Source organism: Stackebrandtia sp. (genome assembly GCF_035643755.1).
In the GTDB taxonomy this organism is placed as follows: Bacteria; Actinomycetota; Actinomycetes; order Mycobacteriales; family Micromonosporaceae; genus Stackebrandtia.
Map to the genome: position 1 here is coordinate 1 of NZ_DASQPW010000144.1, position 5,337 is coordinate 5,337.

Sequence of the window (5,337 nt, forward strand, 5' to 3'; positions counted from 1 at the left end):
GCCCACCAAACGGACACCGGGAGCAATGAAGATCTTCTCGGTGCTTTTGAGCCATCCGAGCACGGCCAAGTCGTCGTCAATATGTCGTCCTTGGTCCGCTTCGCGCTGGCGGAACGCTGAAGCGCGGCTGTTGGGGCATCCACGAGCGTGAATCATGGGCGCTGTGTCATATGACCAGCCAGCCGTTGGCGATCAGCGCGTCGCGCAGCTCGCTGGAGTGTCCATGGTGGCGCATCTTCAGCAGCCGGCGTCCACCCGTACCGTTAATGAACACCCTTGTGTAACCGAACTCGATCGACGTGGTGACCTCTCGCCGGGCCAACCTGGTGCGGGGTCCCCACTCGATGGCAAAACGGGTGGGGCTGATCAAAGCGCGCACCCGCAGGCTCCGGCCAACTAGCCACAGATAGACGAAGAGAAACACGAGTACGGCCAGACCGGAGAGCCCCAGCACTTGTTGGGGATGTGGATGTCGCTCGCGAGACCGGACTTGCCGAGTGCGTTGACGGCCAGCACCAGCGCCCAAGCCCCGATGACCGCCAAACCAATGGTCTTGGGAACGTTCGCCTTGCCCTCGCGCAGCATCAGGGTCGTTCCGGTGTGACTCGCCGACACCGTCGCCCTGGCGGGCGGTGATGGCGTGGTCGTTGTCGCCCGTGGCGCGGGCGGGTCGAACGGCACGGCGTTGAAGTCCTGGCTGTCGGCGTGTTTCCACGTCCAGCCGTGCGCGGCACATAGCCTCCGGACATCCTCCACATCGAACCATCCAAGCTGGCCGGAAGTGACACCCGACAGGCCGTCGCCAATCAGCAGCGAGTGCGGCGGGCGGTCGGCGACCAGCCGCACCACATCGCCGTCGGCCTTGCGCCACTCGCGAGTCAATCCACCATGGAACACCAGCGAGATCCGATCGGCTCCAATGACCAGCTGTTTGGGCAGGCGACGAGTACGCAGACGAAACATCACCTGAACCAGCAGCGAAGCAAGCACCCCCGCCGCCACGGTGACAAGCACCGACGACAGATGCACCGATTCACCGTCCAGCCACCGCTCCACCAGCTGCGCCACGATAATCAGCCACGCCACGCCAAAGCATGCGAACCGTACCGGGTGGCTTGTCCACAGCTGCCAACGCGCTTTCAGCACGGACGCGTCGTCACGCTTCCCCGAATGGACCACCCGCCCCCGATCGATATCGTCCGCGGCGGACTCGAGGTTCGAAGTCATCGACAAAGCTTACGCACATCACGCGACACATCCACGTTCCCGAATGGATTGTCCGGGCCCAGGCGAACAGGTCCCGTCAGGCGACGATGCCACCCGCCTTACCCCGCAAAAGTCCCCCGGCTTCGTTGTTTACCAGCAGACTCGCCCCGCGCCCCATAGGGCATGAATCCACAATGGAATTAATGGCACACTATTGAAGCTTGCGAATTACCTAGCTCGCCGAAGGATGCGTTTGACGCTGGACAGGCTGATGCCGTAGTCGGCGGCAAGGTCGACTTGTCGGGTGCCGCTGGCGTACTTCGTCGTGATCGCGTCGAGGGCGCCGGGTTCGAGACGGTCTTTCACCGCGCGGGTGGACGCGTTTGGTGGCGTCCGCAGGCGTAGTGATCACAGGGGTCACTGTTGCCGGATGTCTGATTCTTGGGGTTCAGGAACCTATCCACCAAGGCTTTGGCCTGCGGCTTCGTGTTCGATTAAGCGACCCTAAGGACCACCCTGAATTAGGTGCGCGAAAATGGTTCTCCACTATGGAATGGGTGTCCGTGGGGCTCATCGAACTTATTCTTGCTCACACCAGTCGCTTGCCCGCCCACCCAGTACAACCACCACACTGGAATTGCGCCAGAGCCTCGCCGGGACCGACGCGAGGCGGGTCGGGTTGGTGGGTTTGGAGGTTGTTGGTGGGTGTTTCGGTCGTGTCTACGTCGGCACCGTCGTGGTGGTGTCGTGGTTGGGTTTCATCAGGGGTGAGGTCATGAGGTATTGGGCGGTGCGGGCGTTGTAGGCGGTGGGTATGTTGCGTAGCGTCGCCAGGCGTTGCAGGGCTTGGACGTCGCTGGTGTGTGGGTGGTTTGTCAGTGGGTCCCAGAAGAAGATCAGCATGTCGATGTCGCCTTCGACGATGCGCGCGCCGATTTGTTGGTCACCGCCCAGGGGCCCGGAGTGGAGGCAATGCACCGTCAGGCCGACCTGCGCGTTGAGCATGCGGCCGGTGGTTCCGGTGGCGTACAGGCGGTGTTGTGTCAGCGAGTGTCGGTTTGTCCGCGCCCAGTCGCGCAGGTCCGATTTACGGCCATCGTGTGCCACCAGGGCGATTCCGTGTCCGGCAGTCGTGGGTGTGCTCATGCCGTTGCTCCTCGGGACTCGTATACCTCGACGTGTGGGAGCAAGCGTCGCAGCGAAATGTTTCGGGATCCGGCGGCCGACGGTAAATTGATTGCTTCGGGTCCGGTTTCGGGTGTGGATGGCCGGGAAAACGACGTCGAATTGGCGCAGCGGCGCCGACGGGCGGGTTCAGATTTCTGTGCGCAACAGTGCGATCAGGGCCGGGAAGTGTCGCTCTAGGTCGGATCGGCGTAGCTGTGCCATGTTGCTGTTGCCGCGGTTGACCTGGTGGATCAGGCCAGCTTGACGCAGTACTCGAAAGTGGTGGGTGAGCGTGGCCTTGGAGACCGGGAGACCGAAGGAGCTGCAGTGTCGTTCGGTTCCGTCGGGTTCGGCGAGCAGGGTGAGTACCACTGTGCGGCGGTGCCGGTCGGCCAGCGCGGCGAAGATCGCACCGAGGTCCATGTCCTCGGCGGCGGGTTCGTCGGTGTCCGGCACAGTGGATCCCTTCACTCAAGGTACGGTTTGCATCGTACCTGACGGGGAGCTAGCCTCTGAGGTATGACAGATGCCGTACCTTCGGGTGGTTCGCCTTATGCCCTGGTGGGATTCGCCCACCCCAAACCGGAACGTGCCGACGAACTGCGTGAGTTGCTGTTGTCGTTCGTCGCGCCGACCCGGGCCGAAGACGGCGCGCTGGAGTACCACTTCCACGAGGACACCGAAGCCCCGGGCACCTTCATCTTCTACGAGGTATGGCGATCCAAAGCCGACCTCGACCGGCATTTGGCGCTGCCGCATATGAAGGCGTTTTGGGACAGCCGGATGGAATATCTCGAACAAGACCTCGATATTCGCTGGCTCACCATGCGCAGCCCATACCCGCGGCCGATCGACGGGTAACACCAGCACCCGCCCGGCGCCAATCCGAGGTTGGTCCGGCCCCCGCTGGCACTGACGGAGTCACCTGGCTGGACTAACATCCCACACACGCCGTAGAGCAGGTGTGGGAAGCGGCTTGCGTCGCGCGTAGCCGCCAAGACGGCGAAACTCGGAAGCCGATCGTGCTTGACGCAGCAATCGCGGGCAAGTCGCGGGTGCGGGCGCATATCGGGGTGCGCCATACCGACAACGCCGCAAGGCGCCGTGTGATGGGCGCGCGGCAGGAACGCAGCCTTCCACTCAGACGTTAGTCCCGGGCCTTGATCTCGACGACCTCATAGGGGGCGGGCCCGGGGCCGTCAATGTATTGCCGTATGGCTGTTCGGGTCCTGGCGATCACCGGATTGTCCCTGCCGGCTCGGTCGAGGGCTTCCTTGGTCGCCCAGTGCATGTGGTTGATGACCTGTGTCCCGTCCTTGCCGCGCAACAAGTGCATCGACAACAGGCCCGGGATATCGGCGGGATCGCCGGCGTCGCGGATGCAGTCGATGAACTGTTGCTGGCTGTTCGCACGGACGTGGAACACGTTGATGGCGAAGACGTCCGGCCGGTCGGCTGCGGGGAAGATGATCACGACGGTCTCCTTCTGGTTTCGGGGTGGCGCGCGATGTGCGCGTCAGCCCGAAGGCTAATCTGTTAACAGTGACTGTCGTGTAACACTTAATGGATGAGTCCCGCCGCCTCGCAACCTCGCCGCCGCGGCCCCCGCAGCGACGCGCAACGCAATGACCAACACATCCTGGAAACCGCCGCCCGGATATTGGCCGAGGACCCGCGCGCCACGATCCAGCGCATCGCGGACGAAGCCGGCGTGGTGAGGGTGACCGTCTATCGCCGTTTCCGCAACCGCGAGGCGTTGCGCCGGGCCATTTTCGACACCGCCGCCGCTGAGACTCACCGGGCCATCACCGACGCCGTCGACCGCGACCTCGACCCGGTCGCCGCGCTGCGGGCTCTCATCGTCGAAATGGCCGCGATCATCCAGCGTTATCCGGTGCTGTCGGTGTCCACCGACTGGCAGCCCGCGCCGGGCGACACGCATCGTCCCGTTCCGCCGCCACCCGCACGGCGCATGCACCAAGCCGTCTTCGCGCTCGTCGAACGCGGCCAGAAGGAGGGCCTCCTGCGCGACGACCTCCCGCCGGAACTGCTGCCGCAGGCCATTACCGGCACTCTCCACATCGTCACCCGTTTCGCCCGCAGTCTTCGAGCCGACCCCGACAGCATCGGCGGCCACGTCGCCGAACTGCTCCTCAACGGTTTTACCGCCCCGGCCGCGATCCGACAGTGACCAGACGGTCGCCGTCGACCGCGCCACCGCCACCCGCATTCCCACCTGGCCGGATCGACCACGCACGCGACCTAGGCGTCGGGAAACTCGATCTGGGGTGTGTCGTCGGCGTCGAGGAGGAAGTATCCGAGGAACGTCACGCCTTCGTCTTGCGCGTCGAACCGCGCGATGCGCACGCCTTCGGGTTCGTAGAACACGTCACCGGGGCCGAGTACGGAGCCCGGGTCGCCGTCGACCTGGTAGATCACGGAACCGGTCTCGATACTGCCGAAAACCGGGCCATTGTGGACGTGCGTCCCCGCGGCGTGGCCGGGGGCGATCGTGATGCGCCGGATCTCGACACGATGCGTGGTCACGGGCGCCAACAGCGGCTGGTCCAGAAGGATCGTGCGGGTCAGCGGGGGCGGGTCTTCGGCGGGACCGGCGTGACCGTGACCGAGGTACTCGGCGTCGGTGACGACGGGCCCGGCCTCAGGCGTCCTGCCGTCGTCGGGGATGTCCTCGATGGCCAGGTGGGTCATGGCGGTCGCCGCGGTGGCGCCGTGCCAGTGCCATTCGTCCGGGGCGATGCGCACGGTGTCGCCCGCGTGGATGGTCTCGACGTTGCCGCCTCGACGCTGGACGAGGCCCGCGCCGTCGGTGACGACGAGCACCTGGCCCAGCCGGTGGCGGTGCCACACGGTGCGGGCGCCGGGTGCGAAGCGGACGCGATCGACGTGGGTTCCCGACGGCTTCTCGCCGCCGGTGACCGTGTCGATCCAGGCTTGGCCGGT

General features: G+C 64.9%; 9 protein-coding genes. 2 read left to right on the forward strand and 7 right to left on the reverse strand.

Annotated elements, in window-relative coordinates; all coding sequences use genetic code 11:
• Positions 1–166: 166 nt before the first annotated feature.
• From VE172_RS11085 to VE172_RS11105, 5 genes are all read right to left on the reverse strand, one after another.
• Positions 167–379, reverse strand: a complete 213-nt coding sequence (locus VE172_RS11085) for a hypothetical protein (RefSeq protein ID WP_324801224.1) — start codon at positions 377–379, stop codon at positions 167–169.
• Positions 380–396: 17 nt separating this feature from the next.
• Entirely contained in the window at positions 397–1,227 is an 831-nt protein-coding gene (locus VE172_RS11090) for a hypothetical protein (protein ID WP_324801226.1), read from the reverse strand.
• Between the two features lie 207 nt (positions 1,228–1,434).
• Positions 1,435–1,572 carry a hypothetical protein gene (locus VE172_RS11095; RefSeq protein ID WP_324801228.1) on the reverse strand — a complete coding sequence of 46 codons (138 nt, stop codon included), beginning with the start codon at positions 1,570–1,572 and terminating at the stop codon, positions 1,435–1,437.
• A 354-nt stretch (positions 1,573–1,926) separates the two neighbouring features.
• Positions 1,927–2,352 carry a methylglyoxal synthase gene (locus VE172_RS11100; protein ID WP_324801230.1) on the reverse strand — a complete coding sequence of 142 codons (426 nt, stop codon included), beginning with the start codon at positions 2,350–2,352 and terminating at the stop codon, positions 1,927–1,929.
• Positions 2,353–2,520: 168 nt separating this feature from the next.
• Complete coding sequence (locus VE172_RS11105; RefSeq protein ID WP_349258339.1) at positions 2,521–2,829, reverse strand: ArsR/SmtB family transcription factor; 309 nt, start codon at positions 2,827–2,829, stop codon at positions 2,521–2,523.
• A gap of 63 nt (positions 2,830–2,892) precedes the next feature.
• Between VE172_RS11105 and VE172_RS11110 the strand changes: the two genes are divergently transcribed.
• Positions 2,893–3,234 (forward strand): putative quinol monooxygenase, encoded by a 342-nt coding sequence (locus VE172_RS11110; protein ID WP_324801233.1) that lies wholly within the window; start codon positions 2,893–2,895, stop codon positions 3,232–3,234.
• 286 nt (positions 3,235–3,520) lie between these two features.
• On the opposite strand, the gene VE172_RS11115 is transcribed toward VE172_RS11110, so the two are convergent.
• Positions 3,521–3,847: an antibiotic biosynthesis monooxygenase family protein gene (locus tag VE172_RS11115; RefSeq protein WP_324801235.1), complete on the reverse strand. Its 327-nt coding sequence runs from the start codon at positions 3,845–3,847 to the stop codon at positions 3,521–3,523.
• Positions 3,848–3,940: 93 nt separating this feature from the next.
• Here VE172_RS11115 and VE172_RS11120 point away from each other — a divergent pair, with 93 nt between their 5' ends.
• The gene (locus tag VE172_RS11120; protein ID WP_324801237.1) at positions 3,941–4,564 is read left to right on the forward strand and encodes a TetR/AcrR family transcriptional regulator; all 624 of its coding nucleotides are present in this window, start codon (positions 3,941–3,943) and stop codon (positions 4,562–4,564) included.
• 71 nt (positions 4,565–4,635) lie between these two features.
• Here the strand turns inward: VE172_RS11120 and VE172_RS11125 are convergent.
• Positions 4,636–5,337, reverse strand: a 702-nt coding sequence (locus tag VE172_RS11125) for a cupin domain-containing protein (RefSeq protein WP_324801241.1), incomplete at its 5' end; no start/stop codon positions are given.

Bases quoted from the DNA above. Each gene is read 5' to 3' on its own strand.
- VE172_RS11090 (WP_324801226.1), bottom strand. From the start codon at position 1,227: ATGACTTCGAACCTCGAGTCCGCCGCGGACGATATCGATCGGGGGCGG.
- VE172_RS11120 (WP_324801237.1), top strand. From the start codon at position 3,941: ATGAGTCCCGCCGCCTCGCAACCTCGCCGCCGCGGCCCCCGCAGCGAC.
- VE172_RS11100 (WP_324801230.1), bottom strand. From the start codon at position 2,352: ATGAGCACACCCACGACTGCCGGACACGGAATCGCCCTGGTGGCACAC.
- VE172_RS11110 (WP_324801233.1), top strand. From the start codon at position 2,893: ATGACAGATGCCGTACCTTCGGGTGGTTCGCCTTATGCCCTGGTGGGA.